Raw genomic sequence first — 24,961 nt, 5'->3', positions numbered from 1 at the left:
CAAAATTAGACAAAATAATAAATGAGTAGATTAAAACGTAGTCCATTTCCCCCCCTAGAAGTACACCTCCTCCGAGAAGGTATCGTCGAATCTGTCCACCAAGTAGAAGTTACCGTTGCTGACGATAAAGGACGCACCCTGTGTGCAGCAGGAGATCCCGAAACCGTTGCTTTCACTCGCTCTGCCCTCAAACCCTTCCAAGCCCTAGCGGTATCTAGTACGGGAGTATTGGAAAGATTTGACCTCAACGATCAAGATTTGGCCATTATGTGTGCTTCCCACAAAGGTACCATAGAACAAGCTAGACAAGTATTTAATATTCTTTGGAAAGCAGATATTGATCCCAATGCCCTCAAATGCCCTATACCAGAGGGAAAAGATAGCCCTCTCCAGCATAATTGTTCGGGAAAACACGCTGGAATGTTAGCCGCCTGTCAGCAACGTAACTGGAGTTTAGAAAACTATTTTCATCGCTCTAACCCCATACAGGGTTTAGTTTTAAAGAAAATTTCTGAATTATTATCCATGCCCCCCGATGAATTGATGGCCGCTAGGGATGATTGCGGTGTACCCACCTATGCCCTACCCTTGTCCCAAATTGCTACCCTTTATGCCAAACTTGCCTGTGGTAGTAATATTGATTTAGAAAGGATTTTACGAGCTATGACCCACAATCCCCAAATGATAGCAGGGGAAGGGGCTTTTGATACGGAATTTATGACTCTTACCGAAGGGGCTTTGGTTAGTAAATCTGGGGCAGAAGGGTTACAGTGTATTGGTAATATTAGCCAAGATATGGGATTAGCCATCAAGGTATTAGATGGGGCGAGACGGGCAAAATATGCCGCCGCTATCCATGTATGTAAACAAATGGGCTGGATTTCCCCTGATGTGGCTGATAGATTAGGAGATAAATTCCTTAAAATTGACGAATATCGCCGTTTGGAAGTGGCTGGAGAATGTACTTTTGTTTAAGTTTTTTTATTTTTTCTTAATTAAATCTGCACAAACCCCCGCCTTCTTAAAATGATTTGTTGATACAAAAATGACAGGGGAGAGAAGTTAAAGCCTAAGTTAAAACCGTCTCCTCAGATGGCACAGACTCCTCCTCTGTTTCAGATTCTTGTTTAGAACCCACAAAAGAGAAATTAAGAGGCTCATGTAAGAGCATATATAAGCAAGGTATCAGGAATAAAGTTAACAAAGTTGCTAAGGATAAACCCCAAAAAACTACTATGCCAAGAGGCTGTAAAAATTCCCCTCCATCCCCTGCTCCTAAAGCCAGAGGATACATCCCCAATACCGTGGTAATGGTCGTCATCATAATAGGGCGTAAACGCTGGGATGCCGCCTGAATCACACAATCATGGCGACTGGGTTGAGAAATATTGGGATTTACTTTTTGCTCTTCGTATAGTTGATTTGCTAATTCCACCATGACAATAGCGTTATTAACCACAATTCCTACCAATAAGATAGCCCCAACAATTACCGTAGCACCCACAGGGGTTTCGGTGAAATATAATCCATAAATCCCCCCAGATAGGGCGAGGGGTAAGGTAAACATAATCACTAAAGGATCAATCAAAGAATTGTACTGTACTGCCATCACCACAAAGACGAGAAAACCAGCTAAACCTCCCAAAATGGGGAGGGAAGATTGTAACTCATCATTACTCTGTCTAGCATAACTAGGTAAAATTCTGATTCCTTGGGGTAAATCAATATTATTAATAATGGCATCAATTTCATCTAGGGCAGGACCTAGGTTTGCCCCTTCTGCCAAGTTGCCTGTAATAATATATACCTGTCTTTGGTTAATTCTTCGGATTTCAGAGGGGGCTTCCCCTGTTTCGATGGTTGCCACTTCCCCAAGGCGGATAAGGCGATTATCGTTGGTAAAAATAGGAATATCCCTTAAGTCATCAGCATTTCTAACTTGGTCTGAATCCAATTGTACATTTATATCTATCAACCGAGTACCCCTTTGTAGTTGGGTGGGTGTCACCCCACTCACGGAGGTGCGTAGGGAGTTGGTAAAGTCTTGGATTGTCAGATTAAAATCGGCTAATCTTGCCAGATTAGGACGAATAACTACTTCTGGTTGACGGGGATCACTATCGGGAGTAAAGTCTGATAGGGTTGCTTCTTGGTCTAAAGTATTGATAATTTGTGATCCTGCTTCTTCTAGGGTGTTTTGATCACTTCCTTGTAAAACAACATCTACATCTGCCCTAACGGGGGAGTTGTTGAGGTTTAGCCCCCTAACGCTACCGGGAAAAGCACGAATCCTTATATCTACTAAATTCATCTGGGCAAATTCCCGATTTATTCTCCCTGCAAATTCCTCTACATTTGTACCAGGTTTGAGGGTAATATCACTAGAACCCCTTAACACGTTTTCTGAGGTATTTGCTCCAAATAGCCCCCCCCCTGCGGTGGTAAAAGCATATTCTGTTTCTGGTTGGGCTTGGATGATTTCATCAACTAAACCCATTACCCTGCGGTTGGTGGCGAGGGTGGTTTCGGTAGGAAAACCAACTCTAACGTTAACTTGTCCTGTGTTGATGGATGGTAAAATTTCTTGGGGTAATTGTTGAGCGAGGTTGAAGCTAACTCCCCCTAAACTTAAAAAGATGATGGTGACGAATATCCAACGGATGTTGACTAAAAAGCCAAGGGTTGATTTATATTGTCGGTTGAGTTTGTCAAAGGTTTTATTAAACCAATAAATGACAAAGAATCTATTAATGTTGCTACTCCATGGCACGGCAAGAAGTCGGGAGGTGAGCATGGGTACAATAGTTAAGGCGACCACAATGGACGCTGCGATCGCAAAGCTGATGGTTAACACTAATTCACTGAAGAGTAAAGAAAGTAAACCACCAATTAAAAGGAAAGGTAACACCGCTACCAAGTTGGTGCTAGTGGAGGCAATGAGGGCAGATTCTACGGTAGAAGCACTGGCGATGGACTTTTCAATAACTTGATTTTTCCAAAAACCAGACTTTTTAATTCTGCGATTGGCAGGAACTTTTGTTACCTCTTCTGTACCCCCCACAAGGGTTTCGAGCATCACAATGGAGTTATCTACCACAATACCCACTCCAAGGGCTAACCCTCCGAGGCTGAAAACGTTAAGGGAAAAACCAGAAAGGCGCATCATAATAATGGCGGCAAGGGTAGCGAGGGGAATAGATACTACGATAATGAAAGTTTGACGCAGAGAGCCTAAAAAAAGTAAAACGGCGATCGCCGCTAGTCCAGCGCCCGTTAACCCTGCCATAATCACATTATCAATGGCATTCTCAATAAAAATCGACTCATCGAGGGTAGGTAAAAACTCAATGCCATCGGGCAAAATGGTACCCCTTTGTAACTCCTCAAGGCGTTGCTTGACACTCTCAATCACCTCAATAGTATTTGCATCAGGTTGCTTTTGCACACTTACTTTTACCGCAGGTACACCATTGAGAGTAACAAAAACCCGTTGGTCTTGGCTACCATCAACCACTTGGGCAAACTCCCGTAAATAAACCCTACGACCATTTTCCCCGCTACTAAAAGAAAGATTATCTAAAACTTCTGCCGAAGAAAACTTACCAGCTACTCTGGTTAAAGGTTCATTATTTTCCCCTAGAAGCCTTCCCCCTGTAATGTCTTGGTTAGCAGAATCAAGCTCATTTAAAACTGTGTTCAAGTTCACCCCAAGAGCCTGAAGACGGCTTAAATCAATCTCGATTGTTACTTCCTCATTGACACCTCCAGAAACATCCACCGAAGCAACCCCCGGCACAATAGTTAATTCTCTAGCGATTTCCTCTTCTGCCAAAATCCTTAAATCCAAAACATCCAGATTCTCCGATGTCATGGCAAATTCATATACAGGTAGTTGAGAAGGATCAAATTTGAATAGCCTAATATTATCCAGATTATCGGGTAATCTTCCCCTAGCACGGTTAAAAGAAGCCGTAGCATCATTAAGGGCTTGATCAATGTTGCCTCCTACCCTAAAAAATAAATCAAGGCTTACGCTATCTTCCCTTGTACGAGAGTAAATTTGTTCTAGTCCTTCCGTAGCTGATAATGCTTCTTCAAGAGGACGAGTAATCTCTTCTATGGCAACCTCTGGGGCGATACCGTTGGTACTTACCCTAACCCCGATGCGAGGATAGGTAATGGAAGGCAATAAGTCCACAGCGATGTTGTTTATGAAAAATAAACCTATTACCATTAGTGCTAATGTCAGCATGATTGTACCTATGTGACGGCGAATGGCAACACCGCTGATACTGAAGCCTTGACTGGGATTATTTGTGTTTGATTTCATTGTTTGAGGGGATAAAGTTTAAAAAACTTAACATTAACTTAACACATTGATTTTAAAAGCTATCAAAACTCTTGACCCTTTAGACTGAAAGGATAAGAAAAAGGTTTATAAATAGGGTGCACTGAATAAGCTGATGGTAGAGATAGATTAGTAACTAAAGGCATTTCCTTACGGAAAACACATTATATTCTGAAAAGTACTCTCCACTAATTGATAAAATAAACAGTCTGATTATCATTTCAATAAATAACCATGGCAAAATACATTTTATTCGGTAGTTATTGTGAAAATGCGCTGGAAAAAAGAACTCCCTATCGTCAGGCACACTTAGACGGTTTGGCAAAACAAAAAGAAGAAGGAATTTTGATCACCTTAGGCCCTACGAAGGATAACACTAAGGTATTTGGGATTTATGAAGCAGAAACTGAAGCTAATGTTAAAAACTTGATTGAATCTGACCCCTATTGGCAGAATGGTATTTGGACAGATTATGAAGTAAAAGAATGGATACAAGCATTTTAAAACATCTCTGGTGTTGGGAGATGAGGGGATGAGGATATAACGAGATTAGGGGATGGGGGTGATAATCTTAGTTCAATTTATTGAACGATAAATTGTTAGCCTTGTAATTCATTGCAAGGGGAGTGATGATATATTTTCTAATCCAAACTTGATTTTATCCATCTCCCATCAATTTTTTTGGGTTTTATATTTAAACGCAATTTAGAATGATCTTAATTTGTGAATCTCTTAAAAATAAATAAAAAATGACTCAGAAAAAAAGAATTGGTATCTTAACCAGTGGTGGAGATTGCCCAGGATTAAATGCTATCATCCGAGCTGTGGTTAAGTATGCTACCCGAAAAGGTTGGGAGGTGTTTGGTATTCCTAGGGGTACGGATGGATTTGTTGATATAGTCAAAGGAGATTTAGAAATTGAAGATCTACGATTAAAAGATCATGGTTATGATGTACCTGGAGTGTTGCAGGGGTTAGACGTTTTGCAATTTATGAGTGGTAGTGTTTTAGGCTCTATTAGTCGCGGTAATGTTAAAAATGAGAATGTGACGGAGTCTATTTTGGCGGGTTATCGTCAGTTGGGTTTAGATGCCCTCATAGCTATTGGGGGAGATGGCAGTTTAGATATTATTTATGATTTGGCGAAAAAGGGTGATTGGAATTTGGTGGTAATTCCTAAAACTATTGATAATGATGTGGCATTTACCGAACGTTCAGTAGGTTTTGATACTGCCCGAAATACTGTCACCCAAGCCCTCTATGATTTAACTTTCACTGCGGCTAGTCATGAGCGCATTATGGTGGTGCAGGTGATGGGGCGTGATGCTGGACATTTAGCACTTCATTCGGGCATTGCGGGGGGGGCTGATTGTATTTTAATCCCTGAATTAACCCCCCAGTTAACGGATAATATTATTGATGGTATGACTCAGTATATCGCTAAGTTAAGGTGCGATCGCCGCAAGTTCGCCCTGATAGTGATTTCTGAAGGAGTAAGGGGATTAGAAGGGGAAAAGGATTCTTATATTGCCGAAACCCTTGCCCACTTATTAAAAGAAGCTAGTCATCGCCTCTGTGCCACAGGAGATGAGCGTTATTGTGGTTTAGACCAAGTGGACACTAGAGCAACGATATTAGGGCATTTACAACGTTGTGGGGTGCCTAGCTCGTTCGATCGCATTTTAGCCACCCTTTTCGGCATCAAAGCCCTACATTTGATTGAGGAAGAAAGATATAATCGCCTTATTATTTGGCAAAATGGCACCGTAGAAAGTAAATCCCTAGAGCAGATTATGCCCTTAATTAAATGGTGTCACCAAGAAAAAACCTGCCCATCTCCTGTGGATCCTGAAGGTTTTATGGTGCGCACTGCCCTATCATTAGGTATATATTTGGGAGATTCTCATTTATCGGCTACTATGAGTTTTGAAGATAATAATTTTTCAGATGCTCCCAAGCCTGTTTCGGAAGGAAGTTGATTTTTCTCCCTAGTATCCTCAAAGCCTTCCACCACTGAACTTATAAACTGATATGGGTAAAAACAACGATCGCAAAAAAAATAAGGGCTGGTATAGATGGCTATCTCCAGGCATCTCTGTAAAACGTTGGTTAGTTATCAGTTTATTAGGTGTGCTATTCACTCTCTTAGGATTGGCTATCTGGGTAAAGCTAACCCCTGTGAATCGTTTGATCGAGTTTTTAATTGATTTACTCAATGGCATCACCAATGTAATTCCCAATTATATCTCTGGGCCACTGGCTTTTTTTATCGGTATTCTTCTTTTATACTGGGGACAAAAGGGTGCTTTTGGTTCTATTACAGATGTCCTACAACCTGAAAATGATCAACAGTTGATTGATGTGTTGTGGAATCGTCGTCAGCGAAATAAGGGTATGAAAATTGTTGCCCTTGGGGGTGGTACAGGTTTATCAACTCTGTTGCGAGGAATCAAAAAGTATAGTGGTAATGTTACCGCAGTAGTAACGGTGGCTGACGATGGAGGCTCATCGGGGATTTTGCGTCGGGAGTTGGGGGTGTTGCCCCCCGGAGATATTCGTAATTGCATTGCCGCTTTAGCTAATGAGGAAACCCTATTAACGGAGTTATTTCAGTATCGTTTTCGGGAGGGGGAGGGGTTAAAAAATCATAGTTTTGGTAATTTATTTTTGACGGCTATGGCGGACATTACCCACGATCTGGAAAAGGGTATTGATGCTAGTGCCAAGGTGTTGGCTATTACGGGGCGGGTGTTACCTGCTACCCTAGATAATGTTACTTTATGGGCAAAATATGCCGATGGTTCCATGGTTCATGGAGAGTCACAAATTCCCGAAAAACGACAAAAAATAGTTGATTTTGGCTGTAAACCTCAGTTTCCGAAAGCTGTACCATCGGTGCTAAAGGCTATTGAACAAGCGGAATATATTATTTTAGGCCCGGGAAGTTTATATACCAGTGTGATTCCTAATCTATTGATACCTGAAATTAGAAGTGCGATCGCCCGTAGTTCTGTGCCTAAGATATATGTATGTAATATCATGACCCAACCCGGAGAAACCGATGGTTATACGGTGGCAGATCATATTCGTGCCATTGATACTATATGTGGAGTAGAATTATTTGATGCAGTATTAGTCCAAGGGCGATCGCCATCTGCCGATGCCTTGAGAGTATATGCCAATGAATATTCCCATCCCGTATATTTGGACAGGGAGGAGGTAAAAAAATTGGGCAGAAGAATCGTACAGGTTAACGTGATGAGTGAAAATCCAGATAACTTTAGCATTCGTCATGACCCTATTTTACTAAGTAAAGCCCTGATTCGATGGTATAGTCGCAGACCAAAATATAAATTGTGGGATAATGATTAATTAAAACAAAAAACTATTCCCTATTCCCTGCCCTAACTACTCCGCTTTTTCACCTAAATACCATGAAGTTGAGGTAACTTTAAACCATTACGTCCCTTTTTCTCCAACAATTGCCCATAAAATGTTTTTGTGTCTTCTGGGTCAATTTTTTGTAAGGCCATCAAAAGAGCATGACTATCATCAGTAAAAGCCAGAATATCTAAATCATAGTATGTGGGTTCAAACTCCGCTAACTTGCGAATGCCTTCTCCCAGCAAAATAGCAGCCCCGCGCCAATTACCATTACTAAGGTGATAACAACCCACCGCAATTTGTAGAATACCTTGATAAAACTTTTTTTCCGTCTCAGGGGCTTCCATCCAAATTTCTTCTAGGGTGTCATGACAGGCATAAAATTCTCCTGTATTTAATTGATTAATTCCTTTTTGTAATTGTTCCGCTATGGTCATTTATCATCACCTAAAAAAACAGGGGTTGAAAACTTTTCAACCCTTTGAAATTAAACTTTTAATTGTTAGAAAAAAATAGGCAAAAAAACATTTTAAATCTAATTGCCTATCCCATTATTAAGCTTCCGCTTCTTGACGAGCTACCGCAGCTTGTTCGGGGTGAATGCCTAAACGGGTGAGGTTTAAACGTCCACGGTTATCAAAACCACGGATTTTAACCACAATTTCATCACCTATGTTCACCTCATCTTCCACTTTACCGACTCTGTGTTCGGCTAGTTGGGAAATATGAATCATTCCTTCTTTACCAGGTAAAACTTCCACAAAGGCGCCGATGTCAATGAGACGAGTTACTTTACCCAAATATACATCCCCTTCATTGAGTTTGCGAGTCATGGTTTGGATGATACGCTTGGCTTGACTAGCTCTTTCGGCTTGTACCGCACAAATGGTGACAGTACCATCATCGCTTATGTCAATTTTTGAGCCAGTTTGCTCGGTAATACTCTTGATGGTTTTACCCCCAGGCCCAATGACTAAACCAATCATTTCAGGATCAATTTTCATGGTCATCAAACGAGGGGCAAAGGGAGATAATTCCTTGCGAGGTTCGCCGATGGGTTTGAGCATTTCTTGGAGGATATGTAAACGGGCGGTTTTTGCCTGTCTGATGGCGTTAGCGATGGTTTCTAATTCTAAACCAGTGATTTTCATGTCCATCTGGAGGGCGGTGATACCTTCATCGGTACCTGCCACTTTAAAGTCCATATCGCCGAGGAAGTCTTCTATGCCTTGAATGTCGGTAAGGATGCGAACTTCATCCCCTTCTTTTATCAAGCCCATGGCGGCTCCGCTCACGGGTTTGGTGATAGGTACTCCGGCATCCATTAAGGCGAGGGTAGAGCCACACACAGACCCCATGGAGGTTGATCCATTGGAGGATAAGACCTCAGATACAACTCGAATCACATAGGGAAATTCTGCTTTGGGGGGTAGTACGGGAACGATCGCCCTTTCGGCTAAGGCACCATGTCCGATTTCCCGACGACCGGGCGATCGCAATGGTTTGGTTTCACCCACGGAATAGGGGGGGAAGTTGTAGTGGTGAAGATAGCGTTTTTCCACATCAGGATGAAGATCATCGGCTAAATCTTGGGCATCCCCTGGAGTACCGAGGGTAGCAATGGACAAGACTTGAGTTAAACCCCTTTGGAAAAGACCACTACCATGAACCCTAGGGGGCAATAAACGTACCCGAGAGGAAATGGGGCGCACTTCATCAAGTTTACGTCCATCAACCCTAACGCCATCCTCAATAATTTGCAGACGCATTAATTTTTTGGTCAACTGCTTAAAGAGGTTGCCTAATAGTTTAGGATTTTCGGTAATGGCCACCTTGATGGGATCTTCCTCTGGTAAAGGGGCGATCGCACTTTCTACCACATTAGCTTTAACCACATCGAGGGCTTCATCTCTGGCTTTTTTGTCAAAGTCAAAATTAGAAAGAACCTTCTTAATTTCGTTAGTACATTTGTCAGCGATGAGCTTTTCCAGATCCACATTAGAATCCGCATCTGGTTTAGATTCCACCACCAATTCGATGCCCAACTCTTGGATTAAATCCTTTTGAGCCTGAATAAGTTCTAAAATTGCTTCATAACCAAAGTCGATGGCTTCGATAATGTCCTGTTCAGGAAGCTGATTTGCCCCTGCTTCTACCATGACAACCCCATCAGGAGTACCTGCCACCACAAGATCTAAGTCGCCATTTTCAATTTCCTCGAAGGTGGGATTAATGATAAATTCATCTTTTACTAAACCAACCCTTACCGCCGCCATGGGGCCTGCAAAAGGAATTTGAGCCACCAAAGTAGCAATGGATGCCCCCGTTACTGCTAAAACGTCAGGAGGAACATTCTCATCCATGGATAGGGTAGCCGCCACAATTTGTAAATCATCCCTTAACCAAGAAGGAAAGAGAGGACGCATGGGGCGATCAATTAAACGACTGGTAAGAGTCGCTTTTTCGGGTGGTCTTCCTTCACGGCGTAAAAAACCTCCTGGGATACGTCCCGCTGCATATAATCTCTCCTCATAGTCAACGGTTAAAGGTAAAAAATCTATGCCTTCTCTGCCCTGAGAACGAGTGGCTGTAACGAAAACGGATGTTTCCCCTGCTTCGATTAATACTGATCCTCCTGCTTGAGGTGCTAACAACCCTACTTTTATTTTTATATCTCTTCCTTCAAAAAAAGATATTGACTTATCATATTCTTCCATTCAAGTTTTTCCTTATTCTTCATTTCTCTATCACCTAATGATCGTAGCACGGCGAACGTTAATTCATGGGGATAATTCTTGAATTAAGGTATAACATGGAACAGGGAATGGGGAATAGGCAATGGGCAATGGTGATGGGCTTTAACTTTCATCGCCAAAGTTAATTAAACCAGAGGTTTCGCTGTCGGGTTGATAGAGGTTGACATAGTTCCAATAGTTGCCAAAAACCGTTTCTACATAACCTTTGGTTTCGGGAAAGGGGATATTTTCCACAAATTGATCAAAATCACTGAGATCAAATCTTTCCATCCAACTATCTACATTACTAGGTCCTGCGTTGTAACTGGCGATCGCCAAGAGAGAGTTATTGTCATATTTGCGGTGAGTATAATCTAAATACCACGTTCCCAAATTAATATTATCATTGGGGTCAGTCAAAGAATATTCCTCCAACTCAATTTGAGGGGCTATCCATTCCCCCGTGTCGGGCATCACCTGCATTAATCCTGTGGCACCCACCGCCGACTGAATCAGGGGCTGAAACCTTGACTCTTGACGCATAAGAGCCGTCACCAGGAAAGAATTAAGATTTCTTTGGGATGACCATTCCACAATCAAATCTTTGTAGGGCATGGGAAAAAGAGCATACCAATATTCAGGACTACGGCGTAGAATTTGCCATTGGCGCAAGTCATCAGGATTTTCTCTGGTGCTTAAACTCCAAATGAGACTGATACTTTGTAAATATTCCCCATCCAATTGTTTTAACAATCCTTGGGTGAATTGTTCCGTAACCGTTACATTATCTGGATTTGATAATTCAGCTTCAAAAAGGGCGATCGCATCTTCATCTTCCCCTAGCAAATATAACTCCTTAAACATCGTTGAACCTCCAGGGGGTATGGAGCGAACAGCGGAGGCTTCCACCTCAAAGGTTAAATCTCGCACCGTGGTAAAATCTCCCACCCCACGACCTAAATTAGCAGCCGAACGCCAAGCATAGTAAGAATGGGGATGTTCTTCTAAAACAAATTCAAAGGCCTTTTGGGCTTCTTCCGTCTGCCCCAAACTTTGCGCCCATTTACCCACCCAAAAAGAAGCACGGGGAGTAATACTAGCTTCGGGGTTATTAATACCAATTTCTTGCGCCCACTGCCAAGCGGAAACTAAATCATTATTTTGCACGAAATCTTGGGCAATTTGCCAACGAAAATCGGCCGCTTCATCGGATTGGGGATAACGACTTATAACTTGATTTCGCACTACACTTGCCTCATCCCCTTTATTTTCACTACTCAGGAGAGCAAATTTCTGGTTTAGGGCTTCGGGGGCTTCATCAGGAAAATTTTGAGCCACTTGATCTAAATAACCGATGGCTTGATCACTGGAAACAAGGGTGGCTAAGCGACGCAAACCTAGAGCGGTTTGAGTTTCGTTGGGGTATTCTTCAATCAGTTTTTGATAAGCAGGGATAGCAAGGGTTTCGGCTTCTCCTACCTGATAACCCCTAGCGATACGATAAAGATTTTCGGCACTAGAGGGGGCATTTTCGTAGGCTTCGGCACTTTTTCTAAATTGTCCCCTTGCCCAATAACCATCACCAATTATCTGCCATTGGGCTGGTTCTAATTCTTGTTGATAGTCACTGGTTAGTTTGTCTCGAAAGCTATCACTACGGGGACTTAAATCGTATTGAGCGATGGTTAATAATAGTTCTTTTTGGTTGGGATTTTGGGCTAATAGTTCGTAAATAATTTCCTTTGTGCGTGGATGTTGGGGAAACTGGGCGATCGCCCTTTGCCAATATTCTGGCTCTTCTTGCCCCAGACGAAAATAACCCTCCACACTTACCGGGGAGTCGGGATAATCATTAATTAATTTTTCCCAATGCTGTTTCGCTCTTAAATTATCATTAGTTAACTCCAATGCCCTGCCCTGACGTAGAACAATGTAAGGAGCAACAATGGGATATTGATTCTCTAAATTCCTGAGATAATTCCACGCCTGTCCCCCATCAAAATCCGTCCGAATTAAATCATTAGCCAGTAAATATCTTGCCCTCGCCCTATCTAAACTCGCCTCACTGCCATTGGCAATTTCCTCTAATCTTGCTTTTCTGTCTTCTGGACTAACATCCGCCAATTCCAATACCTCAGAAGGCGCATCAAGGCGATATTCTGGTCTCTCTTCTAGGCGAGGGGCTATGACATTATCCCACAAATTTCCCAACTGGGGCGTTAATACCGTGGCACCAATGATACCCACGATAAACAGTAGGATGGTGGATAGAGGCAGAATTAGTTTTTTACTTTTCTTCATAAATAGCTATAGACTAGATGTTATGGCAATGGGGCATGAGAAGAACCCAGAATTATTCATTCTCAATGAGCAACTGTTTAAAGTTGGTGTCCCGTTAATTTTACAAAAATATCTTCTAGGTTGGAGGGACGAATCATAATTCCTGTTTTGTCTTCAATATTATTAACATATTCGTTGGCTTCTTGAGTGGTGGGGAAAAATTGGTAATCAATGCGATCGCCCTTCTGAGTTACCATGATACCCTGTCCATATTTTTGTTTAAATTCGTCCACCGTACCCAATTCGATCAACTGCCCAGCGTCAATGATACCAACCCTTTCACACAAAAATTCTACTTCCTCCATATAGTGGGTGGTGAGTAAAATAGTCATACCCTGACGGTTCAAATCTTTGATAATTTCCCATAAACGACGACGGGTTTGCGGATCTAATCCTACCGTAGGTTCGTCTAAAAATAAGACTTGGGGATTGTGTAATAACGCTCTAGCAATTTGTAATCTTCTTTTCATGCCCCCAGAAAGGGTTTTAACCAAGTCTAAACGGCGATCGCCCAACTCCACATAATCTAACCAACGGTCAATCAATTCCTGTCTTTCGGGGTTGGGGATATGATGCATTCTGCCATGAAATTCGAGATTTTCCCACACCGTCAACTCCCCATCAACGCTAGTTTGTTGCAAAACCACCCCAATATTACGCTTTACCCTTTCAGGAGACTTTGCCACATCATATCCTGCCACCTCAATGGTACCCCGACTAGGCCGGGCAAGGGTAATTAACATTTTGATAGTCGTTGATTTTCCCGCACCATTAGGCCCTAATAAACCAAAGATTTCTCCCGATTTAATTTCAAAGGACAAATCATTAACTACAGGTACTTTATTATATATTTTAGTTACTTTATTAAGTCTTACAGCCACAATTTACTTATTAAAATGATGATTAATTTAGCTAAATTACTATTTTAATGGTACTGAGAATTGTTCCTAAATTGTAAAGAATAATTACAAACCCCTTAAAATTGACAAATTGTCTTTTGACAGCAAAGGTTGCACTCGGAAAAAATAAGAAAAGAAACAAAAAATCTCTTAAGACACAATGAAGAAAATTATTAGCCTAATCTTATTATTAACAACCTTCCTTAGCTTTTCCTTCACCAGCCCAGCCCTTGCTGGAGATGTTGGCAACGGTGCTGCCATTTTTAGTGCTAACTGTGCCGCTTGTCACATGGGTGGCAGAAATGTAGTAAATGCAGCCAAAACCTTACAAAAAGAAGACCTAGAAAAATATGATATGTATTCCCTCGAAAAAATTATATATCAAGTAAATAAAGGAAAAGCAGCTATGCCGGCATTCCTAGGACGTTTAGATGAGCAACAAATCGAAGATGTAGCCAGTTACGTTTTAGCCCAAGCCGAAAAAGGCTGGAAATAAAAGGACTTAAATTTTAAGGAGAATTTCTTGTCCGTTGGGTGGAGGTAACAAAACCCAACAAAAAACCTCAGCATAACTAGGGTGCTCTGAAATTTTTTTTAGTTAGGCTCGGGAATATTTTACAATTTTTGTGGTCAATTATTTATCGTATTCGTATCTGTTATATTTGCCAAAGGTTTCGAGTTTTCAGTAACGCCGCCACAATCTTATTTCATTGTTTAACAAGGGATTTAACCCCCTTTTCTCTAAATCGAAACAGTCAGAAAATATAAAGATTACCAATTATCAACACAAGGAAAAAATCGCATATACTAAGTACATGGCAAGTAACGAAAATAACCCCACCATGTATCAAGAAGAATCTCTAATAGAGAGAAAACCGAAAGCCCCTCCAGAAAGACGAGCATATGCTTTTTTAGTGGATTTTATCTTGGTATGGTTAATTTCTTCCCTTGTCACCGATGTTTTTGCCAAATTTCTTGTTTTTATACTCCTATGGTTGGTTTTAAGGGTGATTGTGGTGGACAAAAATCAAGGTCAAAGTTTAGGAAAGTGGGCTTTTGACTTGAAAATAATAGATGTAAAATTGAGTCGTCGTCCATCTCTTCTTAACCTCACCAAAAGAGAACTAATTCTCAGTATAGTTTCATTTTTGGCAATGATAGGGCTGAAAATAAACTTTCAAAACTTTATTTCCTTATTATTATTTCTCACCCCTATAATTATTGATGGTTTTACAGCCCTTACCGACGAAGACTATAATCAAGCACTACACGATCGCATTTCTAACACTATCATAGTGCAAACAAAAAGAGGATACTCCCTCGATTTACGCATCAAAAAATGGACAAAAGAAGCCCAACGGGCATGGGAGAAAAATAGAAAAAAAGTCAGATAAAATGATACGATCATAAATTGACATCGTACCATTATCACTTGCATGGGAAAAGTAGAGATTATCGGTTTAGGCAAATCAGGCATCGGCGCTGCAAAGTTACTCAGAAAAGGAGGCAAAGAAGTAACCATATATGATGCCCGTGAATCTGATAGTTTTCGTCAAATTAAGCATAACTTAGCCGAAGAAAACATTACCGTTGCGTTAGGGCAAAATCTCCCTCTAAATCCCCATAAACTCCCCGAATTGATTGTAGTTAGCCCCGGAGTGCCTTGGGATATTCCTATTTTGCAAGAAGCAAGGGCAAAAGGAATTCCTACCATTGGTGAGATGGAATTGGCATGGCGTTATCTCAACTCATCTCCTTGGATTGGCATTACTGGCACTAATGGTAAAACTACTACTACAGCTTTAATAGAAGCGATGTTGAAGGCCGGTAAGATTAACGTTTGCGCCTGTGGTAATATCGGTTATGCTGCTTCTGAATTAGCCCTAGAATCCTTAGATAATCCCCCCCAATGGGTAGTGGCAGAAATTAGTAGTTATCAAATTGAATCCAGTGTGGAGTTAGCCCCTAAAATAGGAATATGGACTACTTTTACCCCTGATCATTTAGAGCGTCATAAAACCCTGAATAACTATTCTTCCATTAAAGCTCAACTTTTGGAACGTTCCCAGAGCAAAATTTTTAATGGTGATGATGCTTATATACGTAATTTAGGATTGGAAAGGGATTGGAAAAATGCTTATTGGACGAGTGTAAGGGGAAAAGATTTTTTACTAGGGGATGAGAGTCGGGGAGTTTTTCTTCAAGATAGCTGGATTGTGGCTTTCGGAGAATTAATTGCCCCCATTTCACTGTTTCAAATGGTGGGAAGTCATAATCAACAAAATTTGTTATTGGCGGTGGCTGCCGCTAAATTAGCAGGGGTGAGCAAAAGTGCGATCGCCCATACCATCACTTCTTTTTCTGGGGTAGTCCATCGCCTAGAGTTAATCAAAACCATTGATGGAGTTGATTACATTAATGATAGTAAGGCCACTAATTATGATGCAGCCCAAGTGGGTTTAGAGTCTGTAGCATCCCCCGTTATCCTCATCGCTGGAGGAAAAGCCAAGGAAGGGGATGACAAGGCTTGGATTAATGTCATTAAGCAAAAGTGTAAAGCGGTATTACTCATTGGGGAAGCCTCGGATTTGTTTGCCTCTCGTTTAGAAGCAGAAGGGTATAACTATTTTTACAAAGTGGGTGATATGGGTAACGCCATTGTTAAAGCCCAAGAGTTAGCGAAAGCAACCTGTGCCAAGGTGGTGTTACTTTCCCCGGCCTGTGCTAGTTTCGATCAATATAACAGTTTTGAAGAACGAGGGGAAGACTTCCGCCATTTAGTTAATTCTCAGTAGTTACTGTGTCTTTTTTGATGCCATTGCCATGCGTGGTGGATGATGGTTTCAATGTCGGGGTATTGGGGTTGCCAATGAAGGATTTTATGGGCTTTAGCACTACTTCCTACCAGTATAGGTGGATCTCCCACTCGGCGATCGCCTTTTACCACTTTAAAATCTCGTTGGGTAACTTTTTTAGTAGCCTCAATAACTTCTTTGACGGAAAAACCACTACCATTCCCCAGGTTAAAGATGTCACTTTTGCCACCCTGTAATAAATAATCTAACCCTAAAAGGTGGGCTTGGGCTAAGTCGGTAACATGGATATAATCCCGAATACAAGTACCATCGAGGGTGTCATAATCTTCCCCAAAAATGGTGATACTGTCTCTTTTGCCTAGGGCTGTGTATAAGACTAGGGGAATAAGATGGGTTTCTGGATGATGGTCTTCTCCTATCATACCATCAGGGTCTGCCCCTGCAGCGTTGAAATAACGAAAGGCTACATATTCCCAATCATAAGCCCGTTGAAAGTCTGCCAACATTTTCTCGATGACTAATTTGGTATAACCATAGGTATTGATAGGATTTTGAGGATGGGTTTCAGGAATAGGAATAGTTTCGGGCATTCCATAACTGGCACAGGTAGAAGAAAATACCATCTTTCTTACTCCCGCTGATTCCATGGCTTCTAGGAGGTTGAGGGTAGAAACTACGTTATTTTGATAATATTTGGCGGGGTTTTTCATGGATTCTTCCACATAGGCATAGGCTGCGAAATGGATTACCCCTTCGATGGCATACTCTTGGAATAGTTTATCTAGTAAGGGGCGATCGCCCAAATCCCCTATAATAAGATTAACGTCGAGTTTTTCTGCTATATCTTGATGACCATAGACCAGATTATCTAAAACAATTAACTCATAACCTTGATCCTTCAATAACTTTACCGTATGAGAACCAATATAACCAGCCCCCCCCGTCACCAAAATTGTCATAGAATTTTTACCTTTTGTTAAACAACTTTTTTATTTTACCTTCAGAGTCAATTAATTTTCACACTTTTTTAGTTTATAGTAAATAAATTATTTAATTGACAGTTTTATTCGTAGAGTCTCGTTTACTTTTCATACATATATAATTAATCATTTATAACCTACAATTCTTTAATTTTTCTATTACAAAATGGCAAAAGTAAAACTAGATAATATCAGCCGTAAAATTAATCAAACTACCATAGTCGAAAATATCAGTTTTGACATTCCCGATGGTGAATTATGGGTATTAGTAGGGCCTTCTGGTTGTGGAAAATCCACCATACTACGGTGTATTTCTGGTTTAGAGGCTATTAGTGACGGAAATTTATATTTTGATGATGTTTTAGTAAATCAGATACCAGCAAGGGAAAGAGACGTAGCTATGGTATTCCAAAATTATGCCCTATATCCCCATCTTACGGTGGCTCAAAATTTGGGTTTTGGTTTAAAAATGCGTAAAGTTAGCCCTTCCATAATCGAGGAAAAAGTTAATTTTGTTTCTCAAATTCTCAATATCAATCACCTTCTGCAACGTAAACCGAAACAGCTATCAGGGGGGCAACAACAAAGGGTGGCATTGGGTAGGGCAATTATTCGGCAACCCCAAGTATTTCTTCTCGATGAACCTTTATCCAACCTTGATGCTAAACTGAGGGAACAAACTCGCACTGAGTTAAAAAAACTCCATCACCAAGTTGGTATCACTACCATCTATGTTACCCATGATCAAGTTGAAGCTATGACTCTGGGCGATCGCATTGTAGTATTAGATCAAGGAATAATACAACAAATAGGCACCCCGAAGGAAATTTACAATAATCCAGCTAATCGCATGGTAGCAACTTTTCTCGGCAGTCCCCCCATGAATATTATTCCCTTTACCTATACCGAAGAAAAATTATTAATAGGTGAAACACAATTTTTAAGTATATCTCCTCACATCTTACAAAGGTTTCCTTTGAACTCAAAAAAAAGTTGGGATTTGGGTATTCGTCCCGAATTTATAACAATTAATACCTCAGAAAATTTAATTAATAATCTTAAAATTAGAATCGATATTATTGAGCCTTTAGGCAAAGAAATGTTAGTGAGAGGAACGATTTTAAATAGTAATATTACCCTAAGTTTTCAACTACCTATTAATTATAATATTGATGTTAATGATGTTAGTTTAGTTCAATTAGATGAAAATAACATGTTCTTTTTTGATGCTATTACAGGGGAAGCAATAAGCAATGAATAATTATGAAGTTTTACAATCTCAGTCTTCCATAATTTTGTACTTTTCACCGTTAATTGTACATTAATATTAATTGTCAGTTATTGAACTAAAATCTTATGTTGGCCAAAAGAATATTACCCTGTTTGGATGTAAACGCAGGAAGAGTGGTAAAAGGAGTTAACTTTGTGGACTTGAAAGACGCAGGAGATCCTGTGGAGTTGGCAAAAGTATATAATGACGCAGGGGCAGACGAGTTAGTTTTTTTGGATATTACTGCTACGCATGAAGGCAGAGACACCATCATCGATGTAGTTTACCGCACCGCCGAGCAAGTTTTTATCCCTTTAACTGTGGGGGGAGGAATCAAAACCCTTGATAATGTTAAAGATTTATTACGGGCAGGGGCAGACAAAATTAGTATCAACTCTACAGCAGTAAAAGATCCTGATTTTATTAATCGTGCCAGCGATCGCTTCGGTTGTCAATGTATTGTGGTGGCCATTGATGCAAGGAAAAGGGAAAATCCTGATAACCCTGGTTGGGATGTCTATGTGCGTGGGGGTAGGGAAAACACAGGTATCGATGCTCTTTGGTGGGCAAAGGAAGTGGCTTCGAGGGGGGCAGGAGAGTTACTTGTTACCAGTATGGATGCTGATGGCACCCAGGCTGGGTATGATTTAGAGTTGACAAGGGCGATCGCCCATAGCGTAGAAATCCCCGTTATCGCTTCAGGAGGGGCAGGAAATTGCCACCATATTTATGAAGCATTTAGTGAGGGTAAAGCAGAAGCAGCCCTTCTTGCATCCTTATTACACTACGGACAATTAACTGTAGGGGAAATAAAAGACTATCTCCATGGTCAAAAAATTCCCGTCCGCAACCTCCATTAAAGATAAAATCTTGGTAGATGTGAGTGATATAATAAAATTCAGTAGTGAAAATATTTGCTATTTATTTTTTTTGCATACTCATTAAATCACAGTAGAATCTATGGTCAGTTTGGAACAAGTCAAACAAATGATTCAGTCTCAATTACCTGATGCAGAGGTTGTCGTAAGGGATTTGACAGGAGGAGGAGACCATTTAGAAGCGATCGTTGTTTCTAAAGAATTTGAAGGAAAAACTAGAGTTAAGCAACATCAGCTAGTTTATGGTGCCTTAAATTCTCAATTACAATCCGAAGCAATCCACGCCCTCGCCCTCAAAACTTTTACCCCCGAAACATGGGCAATAGCTAGTAAATAAGTATTACTTGTTCTAACTTTTTTAGTTTGAGAAAATAGCACTACCTTTTGAATCAATTACTTCGACCAATTATTTAATAACATAACTATGACACCTGAACTAAAACAACGTATTGACGAAATTATCCAAAATTCCCCCGTTGTCGTTTTCATGAAGGGTAATAAATTAATGCCTCAATGTGGTTTTTCTAACAATGTGGTACAGATTTTAAATACTTTAGGTGTACCTTTTGAAACTTTTGACGTTTTAGCTGACTATGATATTCGTCAGGGCATCAAAGAATATTCAAACTGGCCTACCATTCCTCAAGTATATGTTAATGGTGAACTTGTGGGAGGAAGCGATATTTTAATTGAACTTTATCAAAGTGGTGAGTTACAACAAATGATTGAAGTGGCTTTAGCTTCTTAGAATCTTTTTTTTCTATTCCCAAACCCCTCTCCCCATGGACGAGGGGCTTTTTCTTGGCGGGCAGTACATCGCCCTACCTTTTCTATGATAATTTAACCTACAAAATTAACTGGCTTTAGCGAGATAGACTACTGCCCCAAGACTAGATGCCATTTCATCAGGAGAGATTCTGCCATCATGGTTAATGTCCATGGCATCAAATACAGCGTCTGCCCCTGCCCATTCTTCTCTACTGATAAAACCATCTCCATCTAAGTCATAAACATGGAATATATCTTCGATCGCATGGTTTAATGTATCATTACCCTCAATCCTAGCTAAACGAGCAGTAAGTAAATTTTCAAGGGTTTCGAGAGCCTTGGTAAATCCTTTAATACCCTCATCTAACTTATCATTTGCCATGATGTCCTTATCATGCATCTCATCGAAAGTGGCTTTATCAACGGTAATTTTTTCTATCTCAAGGGAAGAAGCAACCTCTGGGCATAGTTTACGGGGTAATTCCCCTTCAGTATTTTTGAGATTTTGTAACAGTTGAGGGGAGATAGTCAGTAAATCACATCCTGCCAATTCAGTAATTTCCCCAATGTTACGGAAACTAGCACCCATCACCTCGGTTTTATAACCAAATTTTTTATAGTAGTTATATATTTCTGTAACTGATTGTACCCCGGGGTCATCGGTTTTTGTGTATTCTTTACCCGTATTTTTTTTGTACCAATCCAGAATTCTACCCACAAAAGGAGAAATCAGAGTTACTCCAGCTTCAGCGCAGGCAACGGCTTGATGGAAGCCGAATAAGAGAGTTAAGTTACAGTGAATGCCTTCTTTTTCTAGTATTTCAGCGGCTTTAATGCCTTCCCAAGTGGCGGCAATTTTAATTAAAACTCGCTCTTTATCAATACCTGCCTTTTCATAAAGGGAAATGAGGTAACGGGCTTTGGCAATAGTCCCCTCGGTGTCGTAGGAGAGACGGGCATCTACTTCCGTGGAGACTCTACCCGGTACAATTTCTAATATTTTTGTGCCAAAAGATACCGCTAACCAGTCGATAGCTAGTTTTATAACTTTTTCCACGGGGGCTTTTTCCCCTAATTCTTCTCTGGCTTTTACTAAGGTGTCATCCACAATGGTTTGATATTCTGCCATTTGGGCAGCGGTGGTGATTAGGGAGGGGTTGGTGGTGGTATCTCTGGGAGTAAATTTTTCGATCGCCCCTATATCACCTGTATCGGCTACTACGATGGTATATTGGCGTAATTGTTCTAATAAATTAGTCATTTTTTCCTCCTATGGGATTTTTTTTGACCAAACATTGCTACTCGTAAAATTATGTGAGTATATATTTCGGGTTTGTCTTTTTGATCTTAGCAACAAAAACAAAAGCAGGAACAATTGAGAATTGATCATGGATAATTAAATGTAGGTCAATGAGAAGGTAGAGAAATAAAAAGATTAAAATACAATTGAGTAGAAAAATTTTACTTTGGAGGTAGAATAATGACTCCAACTGAATTAAAGCAAAATATTTGGCAACGTTTAGAAACCATGGAGGCGGAAAAATTAACCGCTGTTATGGATTTTTTGGATAGTTTAGATGCGTCTCTATCTTTTCAAAATCAGCAGAAAAACAGTAAATCTCATTATGAAACCAGACAAGCATTTACAAAAAGTTTAAGAGGTATGGCAAGTAAATCTTCGTTTTCTAGTGATAAATTTGCCGAAAAAAAACAGGAAGAAATTGACTGGGAAGAGCGTCATCGATGAAGATTATTTTAGATGCTTGTGCGGTGATTGCTTTGGTTAAAGACGAAGTGGGCGGAGAAATTGTTGAGGAATATTTATTAAATTCTAGTCATCAATGTTTGATTCATAATGTCAATCTTTGTGAAGTGTATTACGGATTTTTGCGTAGTGATGGAGCAAAATTTAGCGATAACATAATTGATATGCTACTGGTCTCTAATGTTATGTTTTGTGATGATATTAGTATAAATTTTTGGCAACAGGCAGCAACTTATAAAGCAACTATAAAAAGAATTTCTCTGGCTGATTGTTTTGCTTTAACCCTTGCTAATCAAGAAAATGGTCTCTTAGTTACTTCGGACAGAAAAGAGTTTGAACCTGTTGTACCTCTTAATATATGTGATATTCAGTTTATTCGCTAAAAATTAAGTTTTGTAAAAAACGATAAACTATCCAGCCCACTAGAGGCTTTATGGTGGAATTAGTGATAGAAGAGAATAATAAATAATGCCTAGGAATATACAGGAAAGAGAAACCCTAAAACTAGAGGGCATGGGCTGTGCGGCTTGTGCGGGAAAAATTGAAAGTTCTATTAATAAGGTGGTGGGGGTAGAGGAATGTATGGTGAATTTTGCTATTGCCGAGGCGACGGTAAAATATGACCACGAAAAAACGAACCTTGATAGCATTATCAAAGCGGTACAAAATGCTGGTTATCAGGCTTTTGCCTTGCCCCCTGATGGTATTAATCCAGAGCAAGAGGCGATCGCCCATAAGCGCCATGAAAAGATATTATTAAATAGGTTAATTATTGGTGCAGTTATCAGTATTTTTCTGATGATTTCATCACTACCCATGATGACGGGGTTAGAAATGCCATTTATCCCCATGTGGTTTCAAAGCCCTTTATTACAGTTAGTTTTAGCCACTCCCGTTTTATTCCTTTGTGGACAGTCCTTTTGGCAAGGTGCGATCGCATCTATCCGCCATGGTAGCGCCACGATGGATACCCTCGTATCCCTCGGCACGGGCGCCGCTTATTTTTATTCCCTATTCGTCACCTTCTTCCCAGAGGTAATAGAAAGAGAAGGCATCCATCCCATGGTGTATTACGAAACCGCCGCCGTCATCATCACCCTATTATTACTAGGAAAACTACTCGAACATCGAGCCAAAAGACAAACCTCCGAAGCCATCACCCAACTATTACAACTGGGGGCAAAAACCGCTCGGGTAATCAAAGACGGAAAAGAGCAAGATATTCCCATCGAAACAGTACAACTAGACGACATTATCTTAGTACGCCCCGGGGAAAAAATACCCGTAGATGGCATCATCACCGAAGGAGAATCATCCATTGATGAAAGTATGGTGACAGGGGAATCAGAAGCCGTGCGCCGTAGTCAAGGAGAAGAAGTAATCGGTGCCACCATCAACAAAACAGGTAGTTTCAAATTTAAAGCCACTCGGGTAGGCAAAGACACCGTCTTGGCACAAATTGTGGAATTAGTAAAACAAGCCCAAGGCAGTAAAGCCCCCATCCAAAAATTAGCGGATAAAATTACCTCTTGGTTTGTCCCTGTAGTGATTATAATTGCCATAATTACCTTCCTTGCTTGGTGGATAATGGCAGGTAACTTCACCTTTGCCCTCATCGCCTCCGTTACCGTATTAATTATCGCTTGTCCTTGCGCCCTTGGTTTAGCCACTCCCACATCTATTATGGTGGGTACAGGGTTAGGGGCAAAACATGGCATTTTAATCAAAGATGCAGGGAGTTTGGAGTTAGCCCACCGTGTCAAAACCATCGTCCTCGACAAAACAGGCACTTTAACCGAAGGAAAGCCTGTCGTCACCAACTTTATTACCCTCAAGGGCAGTGCTTTTGAACAAAGTATTTTAAAACAAGTAGCAACCCTCGAAAAAAATTCAGAGCATCCCCTCGCCCAAGCCATTGTGGAATATGCCCAAAAACAAGAAATCAGTCTTGATGACAGAATTACTAATTTTGAAGCGGTTTCGGGTTGTGGGGTGCAGGGTTTTGTTGATGGTCATTTTATCCAAGTGGGTACTCAAAAATGGTTTGAGGAGTTGGGTATTGATACGGTTAAGTTAGAAAATATCGTCCCTGAGGAGGTATTTACTAAGACTAACGCATGGATAGCCATTGACCAAGAAATTGAAGGCTTAATGGCGCTCTCCGATGCCCTCAAGGAAAATTCTTGGGAGGCGGTGCAACAACTACAAAAACAAGGTTTAGAAGTAATTATGTTGACGGGAGATAATCAAAGGACTGCGGAAAAGATTGCCTCAGAGGTGGGTATTCGTCGCTTTTTTGCCCAAGTACGCCCCGAGGACAAAACAAACAAAATTAAGGAAATACAGCAACAAACAGGCAATCTAGTGGCGATGGTGGGGGATGGCATCAATGATGCCCCTGCCCTAGCTCAGGCAGATGTGGGTTTTGCCATTGGTACAGGAACAGACGTTGCGATCGCATCTAGTGACATCACTTTAATTTCAGGGGATTTAAAAACCATTGTCAGTGCCATCAAACTGAGCAAAGCAACCATGGCAAACATCAAACAAAATCTCTTTTTTGCCTATATTTATAACGTAATTGGGATTCCCGTAGCGGCAGGGGTGTTTTATCCCTTCTTTGGACTTCTATTAAACCCTATCATCGCAGGGGCTGCCATGGCATTTAGTTCCGTTTCCGTGGTAACAAACGCCCTCAGACTCCGTAAAACGAAACTGTAAAAAAATAGTAGTGCAAATTTTTCTTTAACAACAAGGGGTTTAAACCCCTTGCCACCC

The 24,961-nt window shown here is 40.7% G+C and carries 21 protein-coding genes; 14 read left to right on the top strand and 7 right to left on the bottom strand.

The window, feature by feature from the left end; genetic code table 11:
* Nucleotides 1-21: 21 nt before the first annotated feature.
* Nucleotides 22-975 (top strand): asparaginase, encoded by a 954-nt coding sequence (locus A5482_RS08960; protein ID WP_069791963.1) that lies wholly within the window; start codon nucleotides 22-24, stop codon nucleotides 973-975.
* Between the two features lie 94 nt (nucleotides 976-1,069).
* On the opposite strand, the gene A5482_RS08955 is transcribed toward A5482_RS08960, so the two are convergent.
* Nucleotides 1,070-4,330: an efflux RND transporter permease subunit gene (locus A5482_RS08955; RefSeq protein WP_069791962.1), complete on the bottom strand. Its 3,261-nt coding sequence runs from the start codon at nucleotides 4,328-4,330 to the stop codon at nucleotides 1,070-1,072.
* Nucleotides 4,331-4,582: 252 nt separating this feature from the next.
* On the opposite strand from A5482_RS08955, the gene A5482_RS08950 reads away from it, so the two are divergent.
* The 3 genes from A5482_RS08950 to A5482_RS08940 all read left to right on the top strand — a co-directional run bounded on the left by A5482_RS08950 (nucleotide 4,583) and on the right by A5482_RS08940 (nucleotide 7,720).
* Entirely contained in the window at nucleotides 4,583-4,852 is a 270-nt protein-coding gene (locus A5482_RS08950; protein ID WP_069791961.1) for a YciI family protein, read from the top strand.
* 245 nt (nucleotides 4,853-5,097) lie between these two features.
* Complete coding sequence (locus A5482_RS08945; RefSeq protein ID WP_446684755.1) at nucleotides 5,098-6,327, top strand: ATP-dependent 6-phosphofructokinase; 1,230 nt, start codon at nucleotides 5,098-5,100, stop codon at nucleotides 6,325-6,327.
* A gap of 52 nt (nucleotides 6,328-6,379) precedes the next feature.
* Nucleotides 6,380-7,720 (top strand): gluconeogenesis factor YvcK family protein, encoded by a 1,341-nt coding sequence (locus tag A5482_RS08940; RefSeq protein WP_069791960.1) that lies wholly within the window; start codon nucleotides 6,380-6,382, stop codon nucleotides 7,718-7,720.
* A gap of 53 nt (nucleotides 7,721-7,773) precedes the next feature.
* Here A5482_RS08940 and A5482_RS08935 read toward each other — a convergent pair whose 3' ends face one another.
* From A5482_RS08935 to A5482_RS08920, 4 genes are all read right to left on the bottom strand, one after another.
* Nucleotides 7,774-8,169: a DUF309 domain-containing protein gene (locus A5482_RS08935; protein ID WP_069791959.1), complete on the bottom strand. Its 396-nt coding sequence runs from the start codon at nucleotides 8,167-8,169 to the stop codon at nucleotides 7,774-7,776.
* Between the two features lie 117 nt (nucleotides 8,170-8,286).
* On the bottom strand, nucleotides 8,287-10,449 hold the full coding sequence (locus tag A5482_RS08930; RefSeq protein WP_069791958.1) for a polyribonucleotide nucleotidyltransferase: 2,163 nt from the start codon (nucleotides 10,447-10,449) through the stop codon (nucleotides 8,287-8,289).
* Nucleotides 10,450-10,590: 141 nt separating this feature from the next.
* Complete coding sequence (locus A5482_RS08925; RefSeq protein ID WP_069791957.1) at nucleotides 10,591-12,768, bottom strand: lytic transglycosylase domain-containing protein; 2,178 nt, start codon at nucleotides 12,766-12,768, stop codon at nucleotides 10,591-10,593.
* 77 nt (nucleotides 12,769-12,845) lie between these two features.
* On the bottom strand, nucleotides 12,846-13,688 hold the full coding sequence (locus A5482_RS08920) for an ABC transporter ATP-binding protein (RefSeq protein WP_083260505.1): 843 nt from the start codon (nucleotides 13,686-13,688) through the stop codon (nucleotides 12,846-12,848).
* A 178-nt stretch (nucleotides 13,689-13,866) separates the two neighbouring features.
* Here A5482_RS08920 and petJ point away from each other — a divergent pair, with 178 nt between their 5' ends.
* From petJ to murD, 3 genes are all read left to right on the top strand, one after another.
* Nucleotides 13,867-14,202 (top strand): cytochrome c6 PetJ, encoded by a 336-nt coding sequence (petJ, locus tag A5482_RS08915; RefSeq protein WP_069791955.1) that lies wholly within the window; start codon nucleotides 13,867-13,869, stop codon nucleotides 14,200-14,202.
* A gap of 319 nt (nucleotides 14,203-14,521) precedes the next feature.
* Entirely contained in the window at nucleotides 14,522-15,100 is a 579-nt protein-coding gene (locus tag A5482_RS08910) for an RDD family protein (protein ID WP_069791954.1), read from the top strand.
* 42 nt (nucleotides 15,101-15,142) lie between these two features.
* Nucleotides 15,143-16,501, top strand: a complete 1,359-nt coding sequence (murD, locus tag A5482_RS08905; protein WP_069791953.1) for a UDP-N-acetylmuramoyl-L-alanine--D-glutamate ligase — start codon at nucleotides 15,143-15,145, stop codon at nucleotides 16,499-16,501.
* Here murD and galE read toward each other — a convergent pair.
* Nucleotides 16,495-17,481 carry a UDP-glucose 4-epimerase GalE gene (gene galE / locus A5482_RS08900; protein WP_069791952.1) on the bottom strand — a complete coding sequence of 329 codons (987 nt, stop codon included), beginning with the start codon at nucleotides 17,479-17,481 and terminating at the stop codon, nucleotides 16,495-16,497. The two genes, murD and galE, sit on opposite strands and share 7 nt — an antisense overlap.
* Nucleotides 17,482-17,668: 187 nt before the next feature.
* On the opposite strand from galE, the gene A5482_RS08895 reads away from it, so the two are divergent.
* The 4 genes from A5482_RS08895 to grxD all read left to right on the top strand — a co-directional run bounded on the left by A5482_RS08895 (nucleotide 17,669) and on the right by grxD (nucleotide 20,398).
* Nucleotides 17,669-18,763, top strand: coding sequence for an ABC transporter ATP-binding protein (locus tag A5482_RS08895; RefSeq protein ID WP_069791951.1), 1,095 nt, complete (start codon nucleotides 17,669-17,671; stop codon nucleotides 18,761-18,763).
* Between the two features lie 95 nt (nucleotides 18,764-18,858).
* Nucleotides 18,859-19,632, top strand: coding sequence for an imidazole glycerol phosphate synthase subunit HisF (gene hisF / locus A5482_RS08890; protein ID WP_069791950.1), 774 nt, complete (start codon nucleotides 18,859-18,861; stop codon nucleotides 19,630-19,632).
* Between the two features lie 100 nt (nucleotides 19,633-19,732).
* Entirely contained in the window at nucleotides 19,733-19,987 is a 255-nt protein-coding gene (locus tag A5482_RS08885; RefSeq protein ID WP_069791949.1) for a BolA family protein, read from the top strand.
* 87 nt (nucleotides 19,988-20,074) lie between these two features.
* Entirely contained in the window at nucleotides 20,075-20,398 is a 324-nt protein-coding gene (gene grxD / locus A5482_RS08880) for a Grx4 family monothiol glutaredoxin (protein WP_069791948.1), read from the top strand.
* 105 nt (nucleotides 20,399-20,503) lie between these two features.
* Here grxD and A5482_RS08875 read toward each other — a convergent pair whose 3' ends face one another.
* Nucleotides 20,504-21,679, bottom strand: a complete 1,176-nt coding sequence (locus tag A5482_RS08875) for a transaldolase (protein ID WP_069791947.1) — start codon at nucleotides 21,677-21,679, stop codon at nucleotides 20,504-20,506.
* Between the two features lie 219 nt (nucleotides 21,680-21,898).
* Between A5482_RS08875 and A5482_RS08870 the strand changes: the two genes are divergently transcribed.
* From A5482_RS08870 to A5482_RS08860, 3 genes are all read left to right on the top strand, one after another.
* A complete protein-coding gene (locus A5482_RS08870) occupies nucleotides 21,899-22,165 on the top strand; it encodes a hypothetical protein (RefSeq protein ID WP_069791946.1) in 267 nt (88 codons plus the stop codon).
* Entirely contained in the window at nucleotides 22,162-22,566 is a 405-nt protein-coding gene (locus tag A5482_RS08865; protein WP_069791945.1) for a PIN domain-containing protein, read from the top strand. The genes A5482_RS08870 and A5482_RS08865 overlap by 4 nt, the downstream gene beginning before the upstream one ends.
* A gap of 85 nt (nucleotides 22,567-22,651) precedes the next feature.
* Nucleotides 22,652-24,904 carry a heavy metal translocating P-type ATPase gene (locus A5482_RS08860; protein ID WP_069791944.1) on the top strand — a complete coding sequence of 751 codons (2,253 nt, stop codon included), beginning with the start codon at nucleotides 22,652-22,654 and terminating at the stop codon, nucleotides 24,902-24,904.
* The last annotated feature ends 57 nt before the right edge of the window (nucleotides 24,905-24,961 follow it).

Origin of the sequence: Cyanobacterium sp. IPPAS B-1200 (assembly GCF_001747005.2) — a bacterium.
Taxonomy (GTDB): domain Bacteria; phylum Cyanobacteriota; class Cyanobacteriia; order Cyanobacteriales; family Cyanobacteriaceae; genus Cyanobacterium.
This window is presented reverse-complemented; position numbering and strand designations above follow the sequence as displayed.

Excerpts from the sequence above, each read along its gene's own strand:
- A5482_RS08960 (WP_069791963.1), top strand. The coding sequence starts at position 22 with ATGAGTAGATTAAAACGTAGTCCATTTCCCCCCCTAGAAGTACACCTC.
- A5482_RS08955 (WP_069791962.1), bottom strand. The coding sequence starts at position 4,330 with ATGAAATCAAACACAAATAATCCCAGTCAAGGCTTCAGTATCAGCGGT.
- A5482_RS08950 (WP_069791961.1), top strand. The coding sequence starts at position 4,583 with ATGGCAAAATACATTTTATTCGGTAGTTATTGTGAAAATGCGCTGGAA.
- A5482_RS08945 (WP_446684755.1), top strand. The coding sequence starts at position 5,098 with ATGACTCAGAAAAAAAGAATTGGTATCTTAACCAGTGGTGGAGATTGC.
- A5482_RS08940 (WP_069791960.1), top strand. The coding sequence starts at position 6,380 with ATGGGTAAAAACAACGATCGCAAAAAAAATAAGGGCTGGTATAGATGG.
- A5482_RS08935 (WP_069791959.1), bottom strand. The coding sequence starts at position 8,169 with ATGACCATAGCGGAACAATTACAAAAAGGAATTAATCAATTAAATACA.
- A5482_RS08930 (WP_069791958.1), bottom strand. The coding sequence starts at position 10,449 with ATGGAAGAATATGATAAGTCAATATCTTTTTTTGAAGGAAGAGATATA.
- A5482_RS08925 (WP_069791957.1), bottom strand. The coding sequence starts at position 12,768 with ATGAAGAAAAGTAAAAAACTAATTCTGCCTCTATCCACCATCCTACTG.
- petJ (WP_069791955.1), top strand. The coding sequence starts at position 13,867 with ATGAAGAAAATTATTAGCCTAATCTTATTATTAACAACCTTCCTTAGC.
- A5482_RS08910 (WP_069791954.1), top strand. The coding sequence starts at position 14,522 with ATGGCAAGTAACGAAAATAACCCCACCATGTATCAAGAAGAATCTCTA.
- murD (WP_069791953.1), top strand. The coding sequence starts at position 15,143 with ATGGGAAAAGTAGAGATTATCGGTTTAGGCAAATCAGGCATCGGCGCT.
- galE (WP_069791952.1), bottom strand. The coding sequence starts at position 17,481 with ATGACAATTTTGGTGACGGGGGGGGCTGGTTATATTGGTTCTCATACG.
- A5482_RS08895 (WP_069791951.1), top strand. The coding sequence starts at position 17,669 with ATGGCAAAAGTAAAACTAGATAATATCAGCCGTAAAATTAATCAAACT.
- hisF (WP_069791950.1), top strand. The coding sequence starts at position 18,859 with ATGTTGGCCAAAAGAATATTACCCTGTTTGGATGTAAACGCAGGAAGA.
- A5482_RS08885 (WP_069791949.1), top strand. The coding sequence starts at position 19,733 with ATGGTCAGTTTGGAACAAGTCAAACAAATGATTCAGTCTCAATTACCT.
- grxD (WP_069791948.1), top strand. The coding sequence starts at position 20,075 with ATGACACCTGAACTAAAACAACGTATTGACGAAATTATCCAAAATTCC.
- A5482_RS08875 (WP_069791947.1), bottom strand. The coding sequence starts at position 21,679 with ATGACTAATTTATTAGAACAATTACGCCAATATACCATCGTAGTAGCC.
- A5482_RS08870 (WP_069791946.1), top strand. The coding sequence starts at position 21,899 with ATGACTCCAACTGAATTAAAGCAAAATATTTGGCAACGTTTAGAAACC.
- A5482_RS08865 (WP_069791945.1), top strand. The coding sequence starts at position 22,162 with ATGAAGATTATTTTAGATGCTTGTGCGGTGATTGCTTTGGTTAAAGAC.
- A5482_RS08860 (WP_069791944.1), top strand. The coding sequence starts at position 22,652 with ATGCCTAGGAATATACAGGAAAGAGAAACCCTAAAACTAGAGGGCATG.